Raw genomic sequence first — 20,682 nt, 5'->3', positions numbered from 1 at the left:
CGCCCCATGGAACCCCTTAGCTGGACCGGAAGCCTGTCCTTCCTCACCCCGATCCTTTTTCTCAGTCTCGCCGCCCTCGGTGTCAGCATCATCGCCTGGATGGTCCTCAGCGTTGCGGGCGGAATGCGGGCCAGCGCGCAGGGCCCCTATGGTGCCCCTGCCCTGACCGCCACACCCGAAGGGCTGGCCGCACTGGGCGTGCGCCTGTCCCTTCTGGCGGCGGTGGCCATCGTGCTGATCCACATCGTCTTTGGCATCCTGTTTGGAACCGCAGGCGGCATCATTGGCGCGATGTCGCAGCTGATGTTGCCGGTGTGGATTGCCCTTGCCCTGCTGTTTTTCGTCTCGATCAGCTTCAAACGCAGGCTGGGCCTTTACGGCAAACTGTTTGACAGCCCCATCGGCATGATCGGTTTCGGGCTGGTGATGTTCTGGGTCTTTACCGGCATTCTTGGCGCGCTGGACCTGATTGCCCCCCATGACTCTGTTGCTCAGGTCTCGGGCATGAAGAACAAGCTGCCCGGCACTCCGATCCCAGGTGCCAGTGAAGACGCGGGCGTGGCGGCGTGGTATCTGCTGGGCGGAGACAATCTGGCCCGCGACGTTTTCAGCCGCCTGATTGATGGGGCCTGGGTGGTGGTGCAGATCGCACCGCTTGCGACCCTGTTTGCCTTTATGGTCGGCATCACCCTTGGGCTGCCTGCAGGCTACTATGGTGGGCGGCTGGATACCTTTCTGTCGTTCCTTGCCAATCTCGTGCTCGCCTTTCCGGTGATCCTGCTGTTCTATCTCTTGGTCACGCCAGAGATCGTAGCGACCGGGTTGCCGCAGTATATCGCGGTTGTGCTCTTTGCCTTCCCGCTGGTTTTTGCCGGTGTCCTGCTGCATTCGCGCTACCGCACCCGCCCACAAGCCAACATGCTGTGGCTGGCCCTGGTGCTGATCCCTGGCTTTCTGGGCTACATGTCGCTGATCAACGAGGCGGGATCCAAGATTTCCTTCTGGCCGCTCGATTTCTTTGACGTGCCGGGCGGCATTCTGGTCGTGTTCGTGTCGGTTGTTTTCGTGAACTCCCCCACCGTGTTTCGCATCGTCCGGGGCCTGACGCTGGACATCAAGACCCGCGACTATGTGGCTGCGGCCCAGACCCGTGGAGAACGGCCCTGGTACATCATGCTGTGGGAAATCCTGCCAAATGCGCGCGGACCGCTGATCGTCGATTTCTGCCTGCGCATCGGCTACACGACCATCCTCCTTGGCACCTTGGGGTTCTTTGGTCTCGGTCTGCCACCGGAAAGCCCGGATTGGGGCAGCACGATCAACGACGGGCGCAAACTGTTGGCGATCTACCTGCATCCGCCGCTGCCACCGGCGCTGGCCCTGCTGAGCCTGGTTCTGGGCCTCAACCTCTTGGCCGACGGGCTGCGCGAAGAAAGCCTGCGTGATTGATCCGAACCGACAGGACCGGGGGCCGGCCCCGCCGCCATCTGGGTTTGAACCAGCGGCGCTACAGTTGGCAGCCCCCGGGATATTTGGAGCAGAGGAAAGACGGATTTCCCGCTCCAACAAGGAGAAAAGACAATGAACAAACTGGCAGATTATGACGGTCCGATCCTAGAAATCGACAAGCTGTCGATCTCGTTTTTCACCCGCCTGCGCGAAATCCCTGCGGTGATGGATTTTTCGGTTGCCGTGCAACCCGGCGAGGCAGTGGGCCTCGTAGGCGAAAGCGGCTGCGGCAAATCCACTGTCGCGCTTGGGGTCATGCAGGATCTGGGCAAGAACGGCCGCATCGTGGGCGGCTCAATCAAGTTCAAGGGCCGTGATCTTGCAGAGATGACCGCCGAAGAACTGCGCGATGTGCGCGGCAATGAAATCGCCATGATCTATCAGGAACCGATGGCCTCGCTCAATCCGGCGATGAAGATCGGCAAGCAGCTGATGGAAGTGCCGATGATCCACGAGGGGGTCAGCAAGGCCGAAGCCTACAGGCGCGCGCTTGAGGTGGTCACGGATGTGCGCCTGCCCGACCCGGAAAGGATGCTGAACTCCTTTCCCCATCAGCTGTCGGGTGGTCAGCAACAGCGCATCGTGATCGCGATGGCGCTGATGTCCAAGCCATCGCTGTTGATCCTGGATGAGCCCACCACCGCGCTTGATGTGACGGTAGAGGCCGCTGTGGTGGAACTGGTCAAGGATCTGGGCAAGAAATACGGCACCTCGATGCTGTTCATCTCACACAACCTTGGCCTGGTGCTGGAAACCTGTGACAGGCTCTGCGTGATGTATTCCGGCGAAGCGGTAGAGCGCGGCTCAATCCACGACGTCTTTGACGAGATGCGCCACCCTTACACACAGGCGCTGTTCCGTTCGATCCCGCTGCCGGGCGCGGACAAGAATGCCCGCCCACTGGTGGCGATCCCCGGCAATTTCCCCCTGCCCCACGAACGCCCACCCGGCTGCAACTTTGGCCCGCGGTGCGACTATTTCGAACCGGGGCGCTGTGATGCAGGCGACATCCAGATGGCGGCAATCTCCGGAAATGACCGCCACCACACCCGCTGTCTGCGCCATGACGAAATCGATTGGGCCGCACCGCTGAGTGTCGGTGATCAAAAGGCCCGCGCCGACGTTGGAGACGTGGTGCTCAAAATCGACGATCTGCGCAAATACTATGAGGTCTCGGCCAATGCGCTGTTTGACAATGGTGCGCGCAAGGTGGTGAAGGCCAATGAGACCCTCAGTTTCGAAGCCCGCGAAAGCGAAACGCTCGCCATCGTCGGCGAGAGCGGCTGTGGCAAATCCACATTTGCCAAGGTGCTGATGGGATTGGAAACCGCCACCAGCGGCCAAATCCAGCTGGATGGGCAGAATATCGAATCCACCCCGATCGAGGCGCGCGATGCCAAGACCATTTCAGACGTGCAAATGGTGTTCCAGAACCCCTTTGACACGCTGAACCCTTCCATGACCGTGGGGCGTCAGATCCAGCGCGCGCTGGAGATCTTTGGCATCGGATCCTCCGAGGCAGATCGCAAACAGCGAATGCTGGAGCTATTGGATCTGGTCAAGCTGCCACGCGCCTTTGCCGACCGGATGCCACGTCAGCTCTCGGGTGGGCAGAAACAACGGGTCGGCATTGCGCGGGCCTTTGCAGGAGATGCGCGCATCGTGGTCGCGGACGAACCTGTTTCGGCGCTGGATGTCTCTGTTCAGGCGGCCGTCACCGATCTGCTGATGGAGATCCAGCGCGAACAGAAGACGACGCTGCTGTTCATCTCGCATGATCTGTCGATCGTGCGCTACCTGTCCGATCGGGTGATGGTGATGTATCTTGGCCATGTGGTCGAACTGGGGACCACCGATCAGGTCTTTGCCCCGCCCTATCACCCCTATACCGAAGCCCTGCTGAGCGCCGTGCCGATTGCCGACACCAAGGTAGAGAAACGCCACATCGTGCTGGAGGGCGATATTCCATCCGCAATGAACCCGCCGCCGGGCTGCCCATTCCAGACACGCTGTCGCTGGAAATCCAAAGTGGGCGATGGCCTGTGTGAACGCGACGTGCCGCCAATGCGTCAACTGGCGGACGGACATCAGGTGAAATGCCACCTGAGCGCGGCAGATCTGGACGAAATGGAACCCGTGATCAAGATCGCGGCAGAGTAAGCCAATCGCCTGGCAATATCGTCCGGCAACCAAAACAAACGGCGCGACAGCTCTCCTCTGTCGCGCCGTTTTTCATGGCCGGGTCTAAGCCCAGCCAGATGTCATGGTCCCGATCAGCTCAGCAACAGCATCACGATCATCAGCAGGTTCATCGACGCAAACTGCATCAGCCGTGGCATCTCACGGTGCCGCAGCATCGCAACCACAGCCGCCACCAGCGACAAAGCCGCCCCCCCAATGGCAGCACCCCCCACCAGAAGACCGGTCAAACCGCTCTCCGGCCCCCACGGCGCGCCAGGGGTGTAGATGCCTTTCAGCCCCACACCAATCAAAATGCCCAGGATTGCACCGGCCAGCGTGAACTCCACCCCGCGAATGGTGATCGGGTGACGTTCGGCAATGACGCTGTCCACGATCTGCGGCGACGGACCAGCCTGCGGCTGCCATTGCATCTGAGTGAGACGTTCGTCAAAGCGCTTGTAAGACACTGGGTTTCCTCCTGGTTTCGCCAATAGTTGACAAATGATTAAGGCAACTTTCTGGCGGCTTGGCGGAGTTAACACGGCATTAAGGAAAATTATCAGAAGATTAATCCCGGCGTAGGGATTGACAGCGTTCCCCCGCGCAGCACCTGGCTGGGATGCGCAAAAAACTGCTCATACTCAATGGGCTAGGCATCAGATAAGGGCGCAAGGGCGAGCTGCCCGATCAGCTGCCCCAGATTTTCTTCACGTAATTCTGGGTCTCGCGGTACGGTGGCACGCCACCATGTTTGCGCACGGCCTCAGGACCTGCGTTATAGGCCGCAAGCGCCAGCCGCCAGGAACCGAATTTGCGGTATTGCTGCGCCAGATAGCGCGCCCCGCCTTCAAGGTTCTGCTTGGGATCATGGGGGTCCACCCCAAGCGCCCGCGCCGTCCCCGGCATCAGCTGCGCAAGACCAAGAGCCCCCTTGTGCGACTTGGCGGTCGCGTTCCAGTTGCTTTCCTGCTGGACCAGCCGCAGAAACAGATCCTCCGGCACGCCGTGTTTCTTGGCGGCGGCACGCGCAGTCTGCAGGTACTGGCCCCGGTATTTGCCGGTATAGGGAAGACTGCCGTATTTGGACGGCGTGTGGATCGTAGGCGGCTGCAGGCGCACAGAGTTCTTGTATTGACCCGCCGCACGACTGTCCAAGACCCGCGCATGCGAGGCGAACAATTGACGCTGGCTTTTGGTGCTAAACATATCCGCGGTCGCAACCTGGGCCGACGCAACGCCAACCAACACAACCCCCACCAACAGCTTCCGCATGAAAAATGCCTTACCCTGTCCCTGATTGCGCGAAACTATATCCGGATTGACTAAAAAGAAAAGCACCTTCGCGCCGATCTGCACAGAACCGCCTGCAACCATCGATGGCAAGGCAGGCGCGCCCTTGGCCCAGCCGCATCGCAAAATGGCCAGCCCGGCCCGATATATCCCCATCTAGCTGGTTTTCAGCCTCCCCGCGGAACGATACTGTGGCCCCCAACGCGCCGCGTCCAGATTCGTGGTGCCTCTGATTTACGCCCTCGGGGACATGATGCAGCAAGGTCGGGCAGCCCCCTGCCTGACAGCGGCATCGCTCTCCGCACACAGAACAAAAAGGACAGATCCCATGGCAGGCTCAGTCAACAAAGTCATCCTGATCGGCAACCTTGGCCGCGACCCCGAAGTGCGCAGCTTCCAGAACGGCGGCAAGGTCTGCAACCTGCGGATCGCGACCTCCGAAACCTGGAAAGACCGCAACACCGGCGAACGCCGCGAAAAGACCGAGTGGCATTCGGTCGCGATCTTCTCCGAAGGTCTCGTCCGCGTCGCAGAGCAATATCTGCGCAAGGGCTCCAAGGTGTATATCGAAGGCCAGCTGCAGACCCGCAAATGGCAGGACCAGAATGGGCAGGACCGCTATTCCACCGAGGTTGTTCTGCAGGGCCTTGGCGGCACGCTGACCATGCTGGATGGCCGCAATGATGGCGGACAGGGCGGTGGCGGTGGCTACGGCGGCGGCCAGGGTGGCGGCTATGGCGGTGGTCAGGGCGGCGGCTATGGCGGTGGCGGCTACGACAGCGGCAACCAGGGCGGTGGCTTTGGCGGCGGCAATCAGGGTGGCGCCTCGCACAACATCGACGACGACGAAATCCCGTTCTAAGTCACCCGCCAACAACGTCAGATTGCAACCGATTTCACGGCTGCATCTTCAAGGAAAAGCCGGTTCCCGAGGGAGCCGGCTTTTTTTCAGTAAAATTTGATCGAATACCTATGCAAAGCCGTCGGCAGCACAGGTCGCTGTGGCCCCTATTTTTATGGACACTTTCCATTTCAACCGGATTTTTCGTTCGTTTTCCGTCACCTAACAAAATCCTAAACCCCTGTTCGTTAAACAGTTCGTTAGGACTTCAGCCGCTAGGCCCGTTCAGTGACCTAAAGTTAGGCGGAGCGTTCCAGTATGGTTTCTCGGGTACTACATTCATTCTCGATCAGATCAAAAATCCTCTTTCTGATCGGCATTCCTCTCCTCATCATCATGGGGATTTCCGGGGTTGTTCTATACAATCTCAACAAACGGGCGAGTTTCGACACCACCCAGACTCAAGAGATCATGTTGGTGACGTCTGATCTTGTGCGCCAATTGCAGGAGGAACGCGGCACGACAGCGCATTTCCTGGCCTCGGACACCACCCAAGTTCCAGCAACGCTGAAAGAGAACCGCGAGATCGTTGAAGAACGCCGCGCACAGATGCTGGCGCTGATCGAAGCCGCAGATCTGTCGCAGCTTCATGAAAACACCCGCGTGTTTGTCAAAAAAGCCCACCACGAACTGGAGCAGCTGACCGCCATTCGCGCCGATGTGGACGCGCGCCGCCTGACCGCAAGCGACGCCAAGGAGTTCTACACCCTTTTGAACCTGCACCTGCTTGAAACCGCCCTGGCGTTTGAGGTGCTGGTGCATGACACAGAGCTGGCCGAACGCGCGATGGCCCTCACCTATCTTCAGATGGCCAAGGACGCCTACAAACTTCAACGCTCCATCGGGGTTGTCGGCTATAGCCTGGGCTGGAGCGCAGACCACTCCGCCCAGATGACAATTGCCTACCTGCAGTCCAAGGAACGGCTACGGGTGTTTCACGAGCTGTCGGATGCCAAAAGCGTGGCCCTGTTCGATGCCCGTCTGGAAACCAAGGGCTACAAGGCTTTTGACACCGCCAGAAAGGCAATCAAGGCAGGCACCCCGCCGGAGAACCTGAATACGCAAAGCTGGGACAAACTGGCCTCTGCCGCCATTGACGAGGTTCAGGCGATCGAGCAACAGATTTCCGCACAGCTGATGGAGGACTTCCACGCGTTTGACGCCCGCAATCAACAGGCGTTCTATCAGACGCTTGCCGGGCTCTCAGCCGTACTGGCCTTGATGTTGATCAGCGCCTATCTGGTGGCACGGGACATCACCGGCAGTCTCAAGACAGTGACCACCGCACTTGAGGAAATTGGCGCGGGCGATCTCGACCATGAGGTCAGCGGCAAGAAACGCGGGGACGAGATCGGCAGCATCGCCCGTCAGGCAGAGATCCTGCGCGGTCACGCGATCAAGAAACGCGAAACAGACGAGGCCCTGGCACGCTCCTCGCAGGAACAGCAGTTCGTCTCCAACGAAATTGCCGTTGCCTTGAACCAGGTCAGCAACAAGGCGTTGACCTATCGGCTGGACAAGGATTTCCCGGAAGACTTCCAAAGCCTGTAGGTCGACTTCAACGCGCTGGCAGAAACCCTGCAGGACGCAATGAGCACCGTGCGCGAGGCGGCCCTGTCGGTTGGCGAAAACAGCCAAACCATCGCCGCCAACATGGACGACCTGTCACGCCGCACGGAATCGCAGGCGGCAGCGCTTGAACGCTCCTCCGAGGCGATGGACAGCATCACCGAAAGTGTCGGCCAATCCGCTCAAAGCGCCAAACAGGCCGAAGGGCTGAGCGAAACCACCCAGAACAAGGTGCAGGATTGCGAAAACATCGTCCAACAGACAGTGGGCGCGATGGAAGAAATCCGCACCTCTTCCAATGAGATCTCTCAGATCACCAAGGTGATTGAGGACATCGCCTTTCAGACCAACCTCCTTGCGCTCAATGCCGGGGTTGAGGCCGCGCGCGCAGGCGAAGCCGGCCGTGGTTTTGCGGTCGTCGCCTCAGAGGTCCAGCGTCTCGCACAGCGGTGTTCGGATGCGGTTTCACAGATCGACGAAATCACCGCCCGCAGTTCCAACCAGGTCAAGACCGGCTCGCGGCTGGTCACTTCGGCGGGACAGGCAATGGCCGATGTCAGCAGCCAGGTCAGAGAGATCTCTCATCTGGTGGTCTCCATCGCTCAGGGGCTGGAATCCCAGTCCAGCCAGCTGAGCGAGGTCAACCACGCAGTAAGCGACATGGAGCGGATGACCCAGAACAATGTCGCCATGACTGAGGAAACCTCCGCCTCTGCCAGCCATCTGTTCCAACAATCCAGTGATCTCAATCACATGATCGGAGAGTTCAAACTGGACGCCGCCGAGACGACCCAGCCCCACGGGGCAGAGCCCCTGGACGACTGGGGAATGGCAGAGCCGGCCGCTTCCTATGACGACGACGTCCGCGTCGCCTGAACAAACTGGCCCAAACATAAAACAGCCCCCGACACGGCGGGGGCTGTTTTGACATTCGATCTGGTCTTTGTTGTCAGGCTGCGGTCTTGTCGGCCAATGCATCCTGCAAGACCTCCAGAACGGCCTCCCTTGGCACGTCAGAGGTCACAAATGCCTGACCAATTCCCCGCGCAAGGATAAAGCGCAACTGGCCGTCCACGACCTTTTTATCCTGCCCCATCAGCTCCAACAGCGCCGCCGCATCCGGCAAATCGCCCGGGATGTCGGCAAGGTCGGTCTTCATGCCCATCTCTTTCAGATGCGCCCGCACCCGGCTGGGGTCTTCCTGACTGCACAGCCCCATGCGCGACGACAGCTCAAACGCCAGCGCACAGCCAATCGCAACACCTTCGCCGTGCAACAGCCGATCGCCATAGCCCGTCGCCGCCTCCAACGCGTGGCAGAACGTATGGCCAAGGTTCAAAAGGGCGCGGTCCCCCTGCTCTGTTTCATCGCGCACGACGATATCCGCCTTCATCTGAACAGAGCGTCTGACCGCCTCGACACGGGCATCCATATCCCCGGCCGCAAGCGCAGGGCCGTTTGTTTCCAGCCAATCGAAAAACGCCGCATCCCCCAAAAGGCCGTATTTCACCACTTCGCCATAACCGGCGAGGAAATCACGCGCTGTCAGCGTCCCAAGAAGCGCGGTGTCAGCAAGCACCAGAGACGGCTGATGAAACGCGCCAATCAGGTTTTTGCCCTGGGGCGCGTTGATCCCAGTCTTGCCACCCACCGAACTGTCCACCTGCGCCAGCAGAGAGGTCGGGATCTGCACAAACCTGACACCACGACGCAGAACCGCCGCGGCAAAACCGGCCAGATCACCGATCACGCCGCCACCAAAGGCGATGACGATGTCATTGCGCTCGACCTTCTGCTCCAGCAGCCATTCCACCGCGCGGGTGAACTGCGGCCAGCCCTTGGTCGCCTCTCCCGGCGGCAGGGCGAGCGCCTCCATCTCGATCTCAGCTGCCGCAAGCCCCGCGCGCAGGGCATCCAGATGGTGGCTGGCCACGGTTTCGTCCGTCAACACAGCGACCCGCCGACGGCGCAGCATCGGCTTTAGCCGCGCGCCAATTCCAGCCAAGAGATCAGGCCCGATCACCACGTCATAGGCGCGATCGCCCAGTGGCACATGTACCACCTGTTCCATTACGTCCACTCCAACACGTCCGGGCGCGCCTTGAGCGCTTCGATCACCCGGCTCACCATTTCTTCAATCGATGCCTTGCCGTCAGACACAACCGCCAGATCCGCCTGCGCATAAAACGGGACCCGCTCGGCGTAGATCGCAGACAGCGTGGCATGCGGATCGGCGGTGCGCAGCAGGGGGCGGGTGTCGCGGTGCTTGACCCGGTTCCACAGCACGTCAAGATCTGCCTTCAGCCAGACCGACACACCTTTTTCGGAAATTGTCCGGCGATTTTCCTCCGCCAGAAACGCGCCTCCCCCGGTAGAGAGAACCCCACGTTCCTCCTCCAGCAGGCGGCTGATCACTTGCCGTTCCTTCTGGCGAAAGAATGGCTCGCCGTCGCGGGCAAAGATTTCCGGGATCGTGCGGTTTGCGGCCACTTCGATTTCGTGATCGCTGTCGAGGAAGGGCACATCCAGCCGAGCCGCCAGCCCACGACCCACGGCCGTCTTGCCAGCGCCCATCATCCCCACCATGACAATGGTCTTTTTCAGCCGCCACTGACCCGGATTCTCCGCCGGGCGGCTTGGTGTTTGCTCTTTTTCGCTCATAACTTAGTGAATGACGTGATATTCCGCAAAAGGCCATATATAACTTGCACAAAAGCCAAAGAAGCAAGTGAGCGGGACACCCATGGGGCGATTGATCAAATACCTACTTTACATTGTTATCCTCGCAGCGATTGGTCTGGTGGTTTATGCCTATGTCGGCCCCTGGTTCGGTGCCGATTTTGATGCCCCAACCGAGGAAGTGCGCAAACCGGTGGTGTTGAATGCCGATTGAACCGGGACAGCCTGTCCCAACGCAGGCGCGCGCTGCCCTGCCCGCCTCTTCTCTCTCCTGCCCCCCTGATGGCGACCCTGCGTCCCATCTGACCCCGCGATCCGGCGGGTTTCGTGCGCGGTTTTGCACAGGGGTGAGCCTGTGTGTGCTGGCCTCTGCCCTGATGGCCGCCCCTACGCTGGCACGGGCGGAAACCGCAACGGTTGCCCCCGCCGAAAACCGCGAGCAAAAAACGGGCCAGCCACAGCCCGGCTCGCCGCAGGCCAGCCCGCAACAATCCAACCCTGCCAAACCCAACGCGCGCGGCAGCAATCCGTTGTCGGCCATTGACTGGCTCGCCACGCCAGCGCCAGACCCCGGCCTGCCGGGAACCGTCCTGCTGGAGCCGCCAGTCACCGGATCAGCCAGCCTGCCAGAGGTGACGGTCACCCCCCTGACCAGCCTCACGCCCCCGATTGGCCTTGTGTCACCTGCCAGCACGGGGTTGCCTGTCGATCTGTGGCGCGGCAGCGACGCGCAGGTTCTGGCCCGTCTCCTGCACGCAATCCCCGTCGAACGCTCTCCCGCGATGCAGTCGCTCATGTTCACGCTGTTGCTGTCGGAAACCCGCGCCCCCGCAGAGGGCGCCGAAACGCTGCTGCTGGCCCGTCTTGACCGTCTGATGGATCTGGGTGCCCCCGATCCGGCCCAGGCGCTGGCCGAGCAGGCAGGCCCGACCAAAACCAAGGCCCGTTTTCGCCGCTGGCTGAACGCCACGCTTCTGACCGGAGACGAACAGATTGCCTGCTCCACGCTGCAGCGCCAGCCCCATCTCGCCCCGGATTATGCCGCGCGCATCTTCTGCGCGGCCCGGCTTGGCGATTGGCAGACAGCCGCACTCTTGTGGGAGGCCGCGCAGGCTCTGGAGCTGTTGTCCAAGGCACAGCTCGACCTTCTCGATCGCTTCCTCAATCCCGACTTCTACGAAGACGCAGCCCCGCTGCCAGCGCCCAAACACCCCGATCCGCTGACGTTCCGCCTGTTTGAAGCCATCGGAGAACGTCGCCCGACCGCCACCCTGCCCCGCGCCTTTGCCGCCGCCGATCTGCGTGACATCGCAGGCTGGAAGGCCCAGCTCGAAGCCGCAGAACGGCTGACCCGGATTGGTGCGCTCAATCCCAATCACCTGCTTGGTCTATATAGTGAACGCAGCCCTGCCGCCTCTGGTGGTGTCTGGGATCGGGTCGCAGCCCTGCAACGCTTTGAAACCGCCCTGCAGACGGGTAGCAGCGAAGCGGTGGCCAAGACCCTGCCAACCGCCTGGCGCGCCATGCAGACCGCGCGGATCGAAACCGCATTTGCCGATCTCTTCGCGGATCAGCTCGCCCGGATCCCGCTGGAGGGAGACGCCGCAGAGCTGGCCTGGCGCGCCCGATTGCTGGCCCCGACCTATGAAACCGCCTCGCATGAGGCGCCAAGCGGATCGGATCAGGCCGCGTTCTGGGCGTCGATCGCGCAGGGCGTCCCCGACATGGCGCGCGCCCGCACAGGTCGCGATCAGGCCATTGCAGCGGCATTTGCAGACGGCAGCGAACCCCCGGCAGAGCTGCAGGCGCTGTTGAAAGACGGCCAGCTGGGAGAGGCGATCCTGCGCGCAATGATCCTGTTTGGACGGGGCGCAGATGGCAATCTTGGCGATCTGACCGATGCGCTGGCGATGTTCCGCGCAGTTGGGCTAGAGGACACCGCCCGCCGCGCCGCCCTGCAACTGATGCTGTTGGAGCGGCACTGACCGCCACATCCTGGTATCATCGTTTCGATACATGTGCTCTGATCTCAGCCACCCGCCCGGCCAAAGGATACCGCACCCCAGATGCCCGCCCCACGTGATGACCTTCAGTGGATCTCCACCTTTCTTGATGCGCAGGCTGCCGATCTTGGCGCCGCACATAACACGCTGCTGGCCTATGGTCGCGATCTCAAGGATGTGGCAGCTTGGCTCGCCGCGCGACAAATCGGATTTGAAACCGCCAGCCGGGATCAGATCGAATCCTATCTGATCGCCTGTGACGCCGAAGGCCTGTCGCGCGCCACCCGTGCCCGCAGGCTCTCGGCCATCAAACAGATCTACCGCTTCGCCTTTGACGAAGGCTGGCGGGACGACAACCCGGCGATCCAGATCAAGGGGCCGGGGCGACAGAAATCACTGCCCAAGACGCTGGAGGTGATCGAGGTCGACAAACTCTTGGACGCCGCGCGCCAGTCTGGTCGCAACCTGCCTGACCGGATCCGAAACACCTGCCTGATGGAACTGCTTTACGCCACCGGCATGCGGGTGAGCGAACTGGTGGGCCTGCCTGTGACCGCAGCCCGAGGAGATCCGCGGATGCTGCTGGTGCTTGGCAAGGGCGGCAAGGAACGGATGGTGCCCCTGTCGCCGCCCGCCCGCGATGCGCTTGCCGCTTGGCTGGCACATCGCGACAAGGCAGAGGAGGCCGCTGTCGCCAAGGGCGCGCCGCCATCGCGATACCTGTTTCCCTCGCGCGGGAAATCCGGCCACCTGACGCGGCACCGGTTCTATCTGCTGATAAAAGAGTTCGCGGTCACCGCAGGCATCTCCCCCGAGGCGGTGTCCCCACACACCTTGCGCCACGCCTTTGCCACGCATCTGTTGGCCAATGGCGCAGACCTGCGCGCCATTCAGGCGCTTTTGGGACATGCCGATATCGCCACAACCGAAATCTACACCCATGTCCTTGACGCCCGGCTGAGCGAACTGGTGCTGGAACACCATCCACTCGCCCGGGGCAGCGCCGCAGCCAGCAAGGGTGGCGCGCCTGACACCGACACTGACGCCGACACCAACGACTGAGCCCGGCGCGGTAAGGCCGAATATTTGCCCTTCACCTGCGACACAGGCGCAGCTGCCCCTTGCGACATGGCCCTACGCACCCCATAACCATGGGGATCTCAACACACTTTCGGGAACATGATGGACAGCACATCCACCTTTGCCGATTCCGCTTTCTGGACCACAGCAGGCGCAATTGTCTTTCTTTTGGTTCTTTCCGGCTTCTTTTCCGGCTCTGAAACCGCGCTGACGGCCTCCTCGCGTGGCAAATTGCGCAGCCAGGCCGACAAGGGCTCCAAGGGGGCGAAACGCGCCCTTGCCATTACCGAAGACAGCGAACGCCTGATCGGCTCCATCCTGCTGGGCAACAACCTGGTCAATATCCTCGCCACCTCCCTCGCCACCGCGCTGTTCACCCGCGCCCTTGGCGAAAGCGGCGTGGCTCTTGCGACGTTGGTGATGACCCTGCTGGTTCTGATCTTTGCCGAGGTTCTGCCCAAGACCTACGCCATCTCCAACGCCGAAAAGGCGGCTTCTGCCGTGGCGCCTCCGATCGGGGTTCTGGTCACGGTGCTGGCGCCTGTGGTGGGGGCGGTCCGCCTGCTTGTCCGCGGCGTGCTGCGCCTGTTTGGGGTGCGGATTGATCCCGACAGCCACATCATGGCGGTGCGCGAAGAGATCGCAGGCGCGCTGCACCTTGGTCACTCCGAAGGTGTGGTGGAAAAGGAAGACCGCGACCGTATCCTCGGCGCGCTCGACCTCTCCGACCGTTTTGTCGAAGAAATCATGCTGCATCGCTCCAACATCGAGATGATCGATGCCAATCTCGACCCGCAGAAGATCCTGGAACAATGCCTCACCTCGCCCCACACCCGCCTGCCGGTGTTCAAGGACGAGCCAGAGAACATCATCGGCGTGGTCCACGCCAAGGATCTCTTGCGCGAGATGTATGCCCAGATCGGTGGCCCGGATGGCGATGCCGCCTCCTTGCGCAACTTCAAGATCACCAGCGTGACCAAACCGCCCTATTTCGTCCCGGAAACCACAACGCTTGATGATCAGATGCGCCAGTTCCTGCGCGCGCGTACCCATTTTGCGCTGGTCGTGGACGAATACGGCACCCTTCAGGGGCTCATCACTCTGGAAGACATCCTCGAAGAAATCGTCGGCGAGATCACCGATGAATTCGACCCGGATGAAGAAACCGTCGTCAAAAAAGCACCCGATGGCCATTACCTGGTGGATGGGGCGACCACCATTCGCGACCTCAATCGCGCGACCGACTGGAATCTCCCCGACGAAGAGGCCAACACCATCGCAGGCCTCGTCATCCACGAGGCGCAGACCATTCCGGTGGTGGGACAGGTGTTTTCCTTCCACAACTTCCGCTTCGAGGTCACCGCCCGCGAGGGCAACCGCGTGACAGAGCTGAAGATCCGCCCGCTGCGCTGATCCCAAAGCCAGCTGTCGCCTGCGATCTGAATGGCCGCTGCTCCAACTGGGCAGCGGCCTTTTTCATGCGCTTTTTGCGAAAAGCCACGCAAAACCCGCCGCAAATACCCGGTTCCCGACCCGGAGTGTCGTTTTTCCACTGGACTACTGTTCACATGTGTCCAGAATATATCCAACGAGTGCATACACGACACAACGGGGACGGCGATGAAAACAACCACACGGGTAGCAGTGATCGGCGGCGGTGTCGTCGGGTGTTCGGTTCTCTACCATCTGACCAAACTCGGCTGGTCCGATGTCATGCTGATCGAACGCTCCGAACTGACGTCTGGCTCCACCTGGCACGCCGCCGGCGGCTTTCATACGCTCAATGGCGACACCAACATGGCCGCGCTGCAGGGCTATACGATCAAACTCTATCGCGAACTCGAAGAAATCACCGGCATGTCCTGCGGTCTCCACCACGTTGGCGGCGTCACCCTGGCCGAAGATCAGGAACGGTTCGACATGCTGAAGGCCGAACGCGCCAAGCACCGTTTCATGGGACTGGAAACAGAGATCGTCTCTCCCGAAGACATCGCCAAGATCGCGCCAGTGACCAATATCGACAGCATTGTTGGCGGGCTTTATGATCCGCTCGACGGCCACCTTGACCCCTCCGGCACCACCCACGCCTACGCCAAGGCCGCGCGCATGGGCGGCGCCACGATCGAAACCCACTGCAAGGTGCTAGAGACCAACCAGCGCCCCGACGGCAGTTGGGATGTGGTCACGAACAAGGGCACCGTGCACGCCGAACATATCGTCAACGCAGGCGGTCTTTGGGCGCGCGAGGTCGGTGCAATGGCCGGCGTCTACTTCCCGCTGCACCCGATGGAGCACCAGTATATCGTCACCGATGAGGTGCCGGAAATCGCCGCGATCATCGACGCAGGCGGCGAACATCCGCATGTGATGGACCCGGCTGGCGAAAGCTACCTCAGGCAAGAGGGCCGCGGCCTCTGCATCGGGTTTTACGAACAGCCCTGCAAACCCTGGGCCGTTGACGGCACGCCGTGGGACTTTGGCCATGAACTGCTGCCCGATGACTTCGACAAGATCGAGGACAGCATTGCCTTTGCCTACAACCGCTTTCCCGCGCTGGAACGCGCAGGCGTCAAATCGGTGATCCACGGCCCCTTCACCTTTGCGCCTGACGGCAACCCGCTGGTCGGCCCGGTGCCCGGCATGCGCAACTACTGGTCCGCCTGCGCCGTGATGGCCGGCTTCTCGCAGGGCGGCGGTGTCGGCCTGATGCTGGCCCAGTGGATGGTCGAGGGCGAATGCGAGCGTGACACATTCGCGATGGACTGCGCCCGCTTTGGCAACTGGATCACCCCGGGCTACACCCGGCCGAAAGTCATTGAAAACTATCAGAAACGCTTCTCCATCGCCTACCCGAACGAGGAACTGCCCGCCGCCCGCCCGTTCCGCACAACGCCGATGTACGACATCTTTGATGGCATGGGCGCGGTCTGGGGCGCGCAATACGGGCTAGAGGTGCCGAACTACTTCGCTGAAGGGGATGAACCGCGGTATGAGACCCCCTCCTTCCGCCGCTCCAACGCCTTTGACGCCACCGCGCGCGAGGTGAAGGCCGTGCGCGAAAACGTCGGCATCAACGAGGTCCACAACTTCGGCAAATACCTGGTCAAAGGCACCGGCGCCCGTGCGTGGCTCGACCGGATCATGGCCGGCCGGGTGCCGCAGGTGGGCCGCCTGTCGCTGACACCGATGCTGTCGCCCAAGGGCCGGTTGATCGGCGATTTCACCATCTCCTGCCTTTGTGAGGAAGAATTCCAGCTCACCGCCTCCTACGGCTCACAGGCCTACCACATGCGCTGGTTCCTGCAGAACATGGACGCGGGCGTTCACCTCGAAAACATCTCCGACACCCGCAACGGTTTTCAGATCGCAGGCCCCAAGGCCCGCGATGTGCTGCAGGCCTGCACCCGGTCCGATGTCTCGGACATGCGCTTCATGGATGTGCGCCGCCTCACCGTGGGCATGGCCGACTGCATCGTGCAGCGCGTCAGCTACACCGGTGATCTAGGGTATGAGATCTACTGCGACCTGCCCAGCCAGCGCGCCCTGTGGGACAGCCTTTGGTCTGCGGGTCAAGAACACAGCATGAAACCTTTTGGGATGCGCGCGATGATGTCGCTGCGTCTGGACAAATTCTTCGGCTCTTGGCTGAGTGAATTCTCGCCCGACTACACCGCTGCGGAGACCGGGCTGGATCGCTTTATCTCCTTCAGGAAACCCGTTGATTTCATTGGCCGTACCGCAGCAGAGGCTGAACGCGACGCTGGCCCTTCACGCAAGCTCTGCGCCTTTGAGGTCGACGCGGACGACGCCGATGCGGTCGCCTATGAACCGATCTGGCTGGATGGCGCGGTGGTCGGCTTTTGCACCTCCGGCGGCTATTCGCATCACGCGCAAAAATCCGTCGCACTGGGGTTTGTCCCGGTAGAGCGCGCGCAGGAGGGGCTGGAGGTGGAGATCGAAATCCTCGGCAGTCGCCGCCGGGCCCGGTTGATCACATCGCCACTCTTTGACGCAGACGGGACCCGGATGCGCGGCTAACCCCCGGCAGAGGGTCAGCCACGCTGACCTTCTGCGCCCCCCGTTGCACAGGCTGCGACCGCTTCCCCCACGTCACAGGCGCAACACTTGGGTCACAGGTCGGCCCCAATGTTTCGCACGCGAAACATTCCGTCAGCTAGACTGACCTTTCACCGCCTTTTGCTGGACCTGTTTCTTCTTCTTGCCCAAAATGTCCCGACCGGAGGCCCCAACCGCCGGTCCAGACCCCGGGGAGACAACCACCATGACCGCTATCGCCATTCTGCTCCTTGCGGCCGGGGCCTCCCGTCGGATGCAGGGGCGCGACAAGCTGATGGAAATGGTGCCCACCCCAGACGGCCCGCTCCCCCTGATCCGGGCGCGCTGCGATGTGGCGCAGGCCACCGGGCTTGCGACCTATGTCACCCTCCCCGCCCCGGACCATCCCCGCGCAGCTGTGCTGGATGCCTCTGTCACCCCCATCCATGTGCCCGACGCAGCAGAGGGCATGGCCGCGTCGATCCGCGCGGGTATCAGGGAAATTGGGTCTGACATCGACGGGGTGATGATCGTGCCTGCCGACATGCCGGATCTGACCACTGCGGACCTGAGCACGATGGCAGATGCATTCTGCGCAGCCCCGGACCACATCCACCGCGCCACCAGTGCAGAAGGCGCAATGGGCCACCCTGTTGTCTTTCCCAGCCGCTGTTTCAAAGCGCTGTTGCACATTCAGGGCGACGCGGGCGCGCGGTCTGTTCTGCGCGGCGAAGAGATCCTGCCGCACCCCCTGCCGGGCTCCCATGCGCTCACCGATCTGGATACGCCAGAATCCTGGGCCAGCTGGCGCGCGGCACAGAACCAGACCGACGCGCCCTAGCGCGACATCAATGAATCAGCCACTGCGCCTCGCCTGCGCGGGCGCGCCGACCGATCTGTGGGCTGGCGGTTTTCGGGGTCAGCGTCTTCAGTTCGGGAAACAGCTCCAGCACCTCCTGCCGCTGCGCCCGATCCAACCCACGCAAGGATTGGTCGGCTGGCTGAAAGCTCTCGATCCAGGCCCCATCGGAGAGCACCACCTCATGACGGTCAAAGACGAAATGGATGTATTCGATACTGCTGGTTTCCACCGCATCCACACCGTTCAGACCGGTCAGATGTTTCGCCGCGATCAGGATCTCGTGGTTTTCAAAGTAGAATGCAGTCTTGTCATTGGCGATCAGAACCCGGTGATTGGGGCTGACCAGCAGATCGCGCTCCGGCATCCCATCGCCAAGCGCGCCTTCGGCAATCAGAACGGGCTGAAACTCGCCCGCGTCCTTCAGCTTTTTATGGTCAAGGTGACGCGAGCCGATCCAGCGGATTGTCTGCAGGCCGTTGTCGCGGGTCACGACCCTGTCCCCCACATTCAGGGCTTCAACCGCACAGGCACCAAAGGGGGTCGCAATATGTGTTCCGGGCGTAAAACAGGGCACGTCACGGTCTCCGTCTAAAAGCCCGACCACCTCGGTTGCGCGCAATGGGCAACCGGCCAATGGCCTGCTTTCGCTGGTTTGATCTGGGCTGCAACACTCTGCGCAGCAATGAAGAGAGCGCCGGGACAAATCCGGCCGCGTTGGACACAGGTTACTTCACGCCGATGTGTCCAAAAAAGAACAAAATCTTAACGATCATGGATCACAGCAGCCCATCTGCCGTCAGGGAAACAGGTCTGAGGCCAACCTATTGTTTCCATTTCCCGCAGCCTGCACCCAGCCGGGCGCCTGCATCTGTGGAATTTGGGGCCAGCCGTTTCCATAGCGCAGACAATTGGTCGGGGTGGTGGCCCCTCTCGCGCCAGTGATCCGTCACCGCCATCGGCAAGGGTCCGCACGGGGTTGTCGCGCCACCGGCAACAATCCACACAATTTTAGACAACTTGAATCCTTCGCCCCGATCAATCGGCACATCCGCTGCGGCAATTGCGCCGAATCAAATGAAATCAAGCGACTGGCTTCAACCGCTCGGCGGTTTGTCTGCGAAACAGCTGATAGCGGGCCTCATATTGCTCGCGCAGTGCGGCCTCGGGCTCGATCACCTGGGCAATCTCTGGCGTCAACAGGACCTCTGAGGGGGGCTCGCCCGTCACGGCAAGACGCGCCAAACGCGCCGCCCCCAAAGCGGCACCGAATTCGCCATCTTTGGGCAGGCAAAGCGGCAGGTTCAAAACCGTTGCCAGCAGACGCCCCCAGTAAAGGGACTTGCTGCCACCTCCGATGACCAGACAGCGCTCAAGCCCGGCTCCCGTGGCCTTCAGCGCCTCAAGACAATCGCGCAATCCGAAGCTGACCCCTTCCATCACCGCCCGCGCGAGATCGTCTGTGGTCGTTTGGACGCCAAGTCCCTCAAAGCCACCACGCAACTTGGCAGAGTTATGTGGTGTGCGCTCACCTGACAGGTAGGGAAAGAAGGTGGCCGTGCCGGGTGGGCCAAGCTGGTCTCCGATGGGCGCTGTCAGCTCTGCAGGGCTGCGCCCGGTGATGCGCCCCAGCCAGTTCATGCAATCGGTTGCCGACAGCATGACGCCCATCTGATACCAGCGATCCGGGATGGCGTGGCAGAAGGTATGCACCGCCGTTGCCGGATCAGGGTGAAACCCGTCACGGGCGGCCAGCACCACGCCTGAGGTGCCGAGAGAGACAAACCCCTGCCCTTCGGCCATCACGCCCGTACCACAGGCCGCAGCGGCATTGTCACCTGCGCCGCCAGAAACCACCACGTCAGGGCGAAGCCCCCAGTGCGCGGCCAGTTCTGCGCGCAGGGTGCCCGCCGCCGTGCAGCCCTCGACCAGATCGGGCATCTGATCGCGCCGCATGTGCCCTGCACTCAGCAGGCGTTCCGACCAGTCCCGCGCGCCAACATCCAGCCACGAGGTGCCCGCACTGTCGGACATGTCCGCCACATGCCGCCCGGTCAGATGCAGATTGAGATAGGCCGCAGGCAAAAGCACCTTGGCGGTTTTGGCAAAGATCTCGGGCTCGTGACGCTGCACCCACAAAAGCTTTGGCGCGGTGAAACCCGGGAAGACGATATTGCCGCTGAGGCTGCGCACCTCATCTGTCGCGTCCAGCTCTGCCGCCTCTGCCGCAGAACGGGTGTCGTTCCACAGGATGCAGGGCCGCAGCACCTGATCGGCGCGATCCAGCAGGACTGCCCCGTGCATGTGACCTGCCACCGCGATCCCGCGAATATCGCTGTATCCGGGGGTGTACCGCAACTGTGCCATCGCCTGATCCAGCGCAGCGATCCAGCTGCCGGGATCCTGCTCTGACCAACCGGGATGGGGGTGCTGCGCAGAATACTGCGCCTCGGCTGAGGCAACGGGTTGACCGGAGGCGTCCGTCATCAGCGCCCGCAGGCCGGATGTGCCAAGATCAATGCCTAGATACATGTCTGTCCCCTCTCCCGGTTGTG

17 protein-coding genes are annotated in these 20,682 nt (G+C 61.6%); 11 read left to right on the top strand and 6 right to left on the bottom strand.

Going from position 1 to position 20,682, the window contains the following annotated elements; genetic code table 11:
• Positions 1-6: 6 nt before the first annotated feature.
• Both NIT7645_RS05765 and NIT7645_RS05760 read left to right on the top strand, forming a co-directional pair.
• Positions 7-1,449 (top strand): ABC transporter permease, encoded by a 1,443-nt coding sequence (locus NIT7645_RS05765; protein WP_008561387.1) that lies wholly within the window; start codon positions 7-9, stop codon positions 1,447-1,449.
• A 132-nt stretch (positions 1,450-1,581) separates the two neighbouring features.
• Positions 1,582-3,669 (top strand): dipeptide ABC transporter ATP-binding protein, encoded by a 2,088-nt coding sequence (locus NIT7645_RS05760; protein ID WP_008559474.1) that lies wholly within the window; start codon positions 1,582-1,584, stop codon positions 3,667-3,669.
• 113 nt (positions 3,670-3,782) lie between these two features.
• Here NIT7645_RS05760 and NIT7645_RS05755 read toward each other — a convergent pair whose 3' ends face one another.
• On the bottom strand, positions 3,783-4,157 hold the full coding sequence (locus tag NIT7645_RS05755; RefSeq protein WP_046210187.1) for a hypothetical protein: 375 nt from the start codon (positions 4,155-4,157) through the stop codon (positions 3,783-3,785).
• 220 nt (positions 4,158-4,377) lie between these two features.
• Positions 4,378-4,962 (bottom strand): lytic transglycosylase domain-containing protein, encoded by a 585-nt coding sequence (locus tag NIT7645_RS05750; protein WP_046210484.1) that lies wholly within the window; start codon positions 4,960-4,962, stop codon positions 4,378-4,380.
• 346 nt (positions 4,963-5,308) lie between these two features.
• Here NIT7645_RS05750 and ssb point away from each other — a divergent pair, with 346 nt between their 5' ends.
• The 3 genes from ssb to NIT7645_RS19655 all read left to right on the top strand — a co-directional run bounded on the left by ssb (position 5,309) and on the right by NIT7645_RS19655 (position 8,326).
• A complete protein-coding gene (gene ssb, locus NIT7645_RS05745) occupies positions 5,309-5,842 on the top strand; it encodes a single-stranded DNA-binding protein (protein WP_008561849.1) in 534 nt (177 codons plus the stop codon).
• Between the two features lie 297 nt (positions 5,843-6,139).
• Positions 6,140-7,432, top strand: a complete 1,293-nt coding sequence (locus NIT7645_RS19660) for a nitrate- and nitrite sensing domain-containing protein (protein WP_242656091.1) — start codon at positions 6,140-6,142, stop codon at positions 7,430-7,432.
• Positions 7,433-7,471: 39 nt separating this feature from the next.
• Positions 7,472-8,326 (top strand): methyl-accepting chemotaxis protein, encoded by an 855-nt coding sequence (locus tag NIT7645_RS19655; protein ID WP_050686328.1) that lies wholly within the window; start codon positions 7,472-7,474, stop codon positions 8,324-8,326.
• Between the two features lie 73 nt (positions 8,327-8,399).
• On the opposite strand, the gene aroB is transcribed toward NIT7645_RS19655, so the two are convergent.
• Together aroB and NIT7645_RS05725 are read right to left on the bottom strand one after the other, a co-directional pair.
• Positions 8,400-9,521, bottom strand: a complete 1,122-nt coding sequence (aroB, locus tag NIT7645_RS05730; protein WP_008562409.1) for a 3-dehydroquinate synthase — start codon at positions 9,519-9,521, stop codon at positions 8,400-8,402.
• The gene (locus tag NIT7645_RS05725) at positions 9,521-10,111 is read right to left on the bottom strand and encodes a shikimate kinase (RefSeq protein ID WP_050686326.1); all 591 of its coding nucleotides are present in this window, start codon (positions 10,109-10,111) and stop codon (positions 9,521-9,523) included. The genes aroB and NIT7645_RS05725 overlap by 1 nt, the downstream gene beginning before the upstream one ends.
• 82 nt (positions 10,112-10,193) lie before the next feature.
• Between NIT7645_RS05725 and NIT7645_RS19495 the strand changes: the two genes are divergently transcribed.
• From NIT7645_RS19495 to NIT7645_RS05700, 6 genes are all read left to right on the top strand, one after another.
• On the top strand, positions 10,194-10,343 hold the full coding sequence (locus tag NIT7645_RS19495) for a hypothetical protein (protein ID WP_008558764.1): 150 nt from the start codon (positions 10,194-10,196) through the stop codon (positions 10,341-10,343).
• On the top strand, positions 10,333-12,114 hold the full coding sequence (locus NIT7645_RS05720; RefSeq protein WP_008563193.1) for a hypothetical protein: 1,782 nt from the start codon (positions 10,333-10,335) through the stop codon (positions 12,112-12,114). Before NIT7645_RS19495 ends, NIT7645_RS05720 begins: the two co-directional genes overlap by 11 nt.
• Positions 12,115-12,195: 81 nt before the next feature.
• Entirely contained in the window at positions 12,196-13,194 is a 999-nt protein-coding gene (locus NIT7645_RS05715; RefSeq protein WP_008560960.1) for a site-specific tyrosine recombinase XerD, read from the top strand.
• Positions 13,195-13,314: 120 nt separating this feature from the next.
• Positions 13,315-14,625 (top strand): HlyC/CorC family transporter, encoded by a 1,311-nt coding sequence (locus NIT7645_RS05710; protein ID WP_037302840.1) that lies wholly within the window; start codon positions 13,315-13,317, stop codon positions 14,623-14,625.
• Between the two features lie 207 nt (positions 14,626-14,832).
• A complete protein-coding gene (locus tag NIT7645_RS05705; RefSeq protein WP_050686325.1) occupies positions 14,833-17,250 on the top strand; it encodes a GcvT family protein in 2,418 nt (805 codons plus the stop codon).
• Positions 17,251-17,494: 244 nt separating this feature from the next.
• Positions 17,495-18,109, top strand: a complete 615-nt coding sequence (locus NIT7645_RS05700; protein ID WP_008560356.1) for a nucleotidyltransferase family protein — start codon at positions 17,495-17,497, stop codon at positions 18,107-18,109.
• Between the two features lie 7 nt (positions 18,110-18,116).
• On the opposite strand, the gene NIT7645_RS05695 is transcribed toward NIT7645_RS05700, so the two are convergent.
• Together NIT7645_RS05695 and xylB are read right to left on the bottom strand one after the other, a co-directional pair.
• Complete coding sequence (locus tag NIT7645_RS05695; RefSeq protein WP_242656090.1) at positions 18,117-18,704, bottom strand: Hint domain-containing protein; 588 nt, start codon at positions 18,702-18,704, stop codon at positions 18,117-18,119.
• A 506-nt stretch (positions 18,705-19,210) separates the two neighbouring features.
• A complete protein-coding gene (xylB, locus tag NIT7645_RS05685) occupies positions 19,211-20,659 on the bottom strand; it encodes a xylulokinase (protein ID WP_008562596.1) in 1,449 nt (482 codons plus the stop codon).
• Between the last annotated feature and the right edge of the window lie 23 nt (positions 20,660-20,682).

Origin of the sequence: Phaeobacter italicus, assembly GCF_001258055.1 — a bacterium.
Taxonomy (GTDB): domain Bacteria; phylum Pseudomonadota; class Alphaproteobacteria; order Rhodobacterales; family Rhodobacteraceae; genus Phaeobacter; species Phaeobacter italicus.
The sequence above is the reverse complement of the archived record's forward strand: the minus strand, read 5'-3'. Positions and strand labels throughout refer to the sequence as shown.

Bases quoted from the DNA above. Each gene is read 5' to 3' on its own strand.
- NIT7645_RS05765 (WP_008561387.1), top strand. From the start codon at position 7: ATGGAACCCCTTAGCTGGACCGGAAGCCTGTCCTTCCTCACCCCGATC.
- NIT7645_RS05760 (WP_008559474.1), top strand. From the start codon at position 1,582: ATGAACAAACTGGCAGATTATGACGGTCCGATCCTAGAAATCGACAAG.
- NIT7645_RS05750 (WP_046210484.1), bottom strand. From the start codon at position 4,962: ATGCGGAAGCTGTTGGTGGGGGTTGTGTTGGTTGGCGTTGCGTCGGCC.
- ssb (WP_008561849.1), top strand. From the start codon at position 5,309: ATGGCAGGCTCAGTCAACAAAGTCATCCTGATCGGCAACCTTGGCCGC.
- NIT7645_RS19660 (WP_242656091.1), top strand. From the start codon at position 6,140: ATGGTTTCTCGGGTACTACATTCATTCTCGATCAGATCAAAAATCCTC.
- NIT7645_RS19655 (WP_050686328.1), top strand. From the start codon at position 7,472: ATGAGCACCGTGCGCGAGGCGGCCCTGTCGGTTGGCGAAAACAGCCAA.
- aroB (WP_008562409.1), bottom strand. From the start codon at position 9,521: ATGGAACAGGTGGTACATGTGCCACTGGGCGATCGCGCCTATGACGTG.
- NIT7645_RS05725 (WP_050686326.1), bottom strand. From the start codon at position 10,111: ATGAGCGAAAAAGAGCAAACACCAAGCCGCCCGGCGGAGAATCCGGGT.
- NIT7645_RS19495 (WP_008558764.1), top strand. From the start codon at position 10,194: ATGGGGCGATTGATCAAATACCTACTTTACATTGTTATCCTCGCAGCG.
- NIT7645_RS05720 (WP_008563193.1), top strand. From the start codon at position 10,333: ATGCCGATTGAACCGGGACAGCCTGTCCCAACGCAGGCGCGCGCTGCC.
- NIT7645_RS05715 (WP_008560960.1), top strand. From the start codon at position 12,196: ATGCCCGCCCCACGTGATGACCTTCAGTGGATCTCCACCTTTCTTGAT.
- NIT7645_RS05710 (WP_037302840.1), top strand. From the start codon at position 13,315: ATGGACAGCACATCCACCTTTGCCGATTCCGCTTTCTGGACCACAGCA.
- NIT7645_RS05705 (WP_050686325.1), top strand. From the start codon at position 14,833: ATGAAAACAACCACACGGGTAGCAGTGATCGGCGGCGGTGTCGTCGGG.
- NIT7645_RS05700 (WP_008560356.1), top strand. From the start codon at position 17,495: ATGACCGCTATCGCCATTCTGCTCCTTGCGGCCGGGGCCTCCCGTCGG.
- xylB (WP_008562596.1), bottom strand. From the start codon at position 20,659: ATGTATCTAGGCATTGATCTTGGCACATCCGGCCTGCGGGCGCTGATG.